This is a genomic window from Staphylococcus sp. GDY8P126P (genome assembly GCF_017891965.1).
Classification (GTDB): domain Bacteria; phylum Bacillota; class Bacilli; order Staphylococcales; family Staphylococcaceae; genus Staphylococcus; species Staphylococcus saprophyticus.
Genome location: NZ_JAESKG010000038.1, coordinates 1 through 1863, shown reverse-complemented (window position 1 = coordinate 1863; position 1863 = coordinate 1). Strand labels below are relative to the sequence as shown.

The 1863-nt window shown below is 27.8% G+C and carries 3 protein-coding genes; all 3 read right to left on the bottom strand.

Annotation, left to right across the window (positions count from 1 at the left end; all coding sequences use genetic code 11):
• Positions 1–22 precede the first annotated feature (22 nt).
• The 3 genes from KA893_RS13880 to KA893_RS13870 are packed head-to-tail and all read right to left on the bottom strand — an operon-like array spanning position 23 to position 1771.
• Entirely contained in the window at positions 23–286 is a 264-nt protein-coding gene (locus tag KA893_RS13880; RefSeq protein ID WP_031590646.1) for a TcaA second domain-containing protein, read from the bottom strand.
• A gap of 33 nt (positions 287–319) precedes the next feature.
• Positions 320–1120, bottom strand: coding sequence for a hypothetical protein (locus KA893_RS13875; protein ID WP_031915619.1), 801 nt, complete (start codon positions 1118–1120; stop codon positions 320–322).
• Positions 1121–1141: 21 nt separating this feature from the next.
• Entirely contained in the window at positions 1142–1771 is a 630-nt protein-coding gene (locus KA893_RS13870; RefSeq protein WP_031588345.1) for a recombinase family protein, read from the bottom strand.
• Between the last annotated feature and the right edge of the window lie 92 nt (positions 1772–1863).

The window sequence follows — 1863 nt, the reverse complement described above, 5'->3', positions numbered from 1 at the left end:
GACATGATAAATTAGTGGTTAGCTATATTTTTTTACTTTGCAACAGAACCATATATTTTATAAACGCTTTTGATTCCTTGTCTGACATAGTCCGTTCACTACCGGATAAAATTTCACTGACTTTTTTAGAATCATTAGATTCTACAGCATCTTCAAATTTATTTATTTGTCCTAGGGCATCTGTTTTTCTAACTACAAATACAATTATTAAAGCAATTAAGATAATTATTAGTAATAAGAAACCATATATATATGGCTTCTTATTACGTGTCTTTTCATTTTCCATACGCATTACCCTTTATATCAATGTAGTAGCAAGTTATTTATTACTATTAAACCACGATGAAATTTTATTCTTGATTTCATCTAACTTATTATTAACTTTATTTAATTCTTCTTCCATTTTTTCATTGTTACCATTATCTTGTTGGGTTTTTGCGTCTTTCAAATTATTAATTGTGTTCTGATAATCTTCTGCAACTTTATTTAATTTGTCTGTATCTGCTTGTTGTTTTAGGCTATCAACTTTATTTTGTAATTCTGCAATTTTTGAATTTGTATCATCATTGCTATTCTCAATACTATCTTTTGTAGATTGAATTTGATCACGAATTTCTTGGTCTTGTTCTTCTACTTTTTGGCCATTATTTGATTGGCCATTATCAATTTGTTCTTGTGATGTATCATTATTATCTGTAGGTTGTTGCTCATTTCCATTGCTACATGATTTAAACAACAATATTACTAAACCAATCAATAATACTACAATGACTGCTACTAACCATTTATTTTTTCTTTTAGCTTTAGTGTTCTCTTGCTGCTGTTCTAAATCACGTCTAAAATCACGTTCATTATAGTAATCTTCCGGTCGATTTCTTGTTGATATATTTTCATTATATGAATCTTTATTTTTTTCAACTCTACTTAAATTATCATTAACATAATCATGATATAATAATTTAAATTTCAAACCGAAAACTTTTATCGAATCTTCATCAGTTATTGTGTTTGTATAAAATTGACTGTTTACTCTACCATGTTTATCTAAAGCAATGATTCTTCCATCATTCTCTATTTTTAAAATTTTAGGGTACTCTCTGAAATCTCCTGATTTACTCATAACGATTACCTCCATAATAAATTAATTATCTATATCTTTATATATTCCACTTTGATAATCTTTTTTTATTCTATATATGGTTTGTCTTGATAATCCTACTTTTTTAGCAATTTTACTAATTGCCATACCTTGATCTAAAAAACTAACAACACGATAATATACTGCCTGTTTATGTGGGTCTTTAGCAATAGGACTATATAATTTGGGTCGCCCTTTATATATACCTTTAGATTTTGCAACAGCTATTCCATCAGCCTGTCTACGTCTGCTATCATTTCGTTCTTGTTCTGAAATCATTGCCAGTAATTGAATAATTAAATTTTTTAAGAATTTATCTAACAATTCATTACCGATAATTTCATTCATCATTGGTAGGCTTGTAATTATTAATCTAACATTTTTTTCTTTAAGAAAATCTACTGTTTTAATTACTTCATCATAATTTCTGCCTAGCCTATCTAATGCATCGACTATTAAAGTATCTTCTTCTCGTACAAAATTCATTACTTCTTGAAATACTGGTCTTTCTTTAATATTTTTTCCTGATTGTTTTTCAGTAAATATTTTTTCTGCACCATTTGCTTTCAGTACTTCAATTTGTCTATCTAAATTCTGATTTTTAGATGATACTCGGGCATAACCAATTTTCAAAATCTCACCACCTTTTTGTTACACCCTAATCATACAATTTAAACCTTAAAAAAACAACATTTCTCACTGACTGATTAGGGTGTATCCTGTCT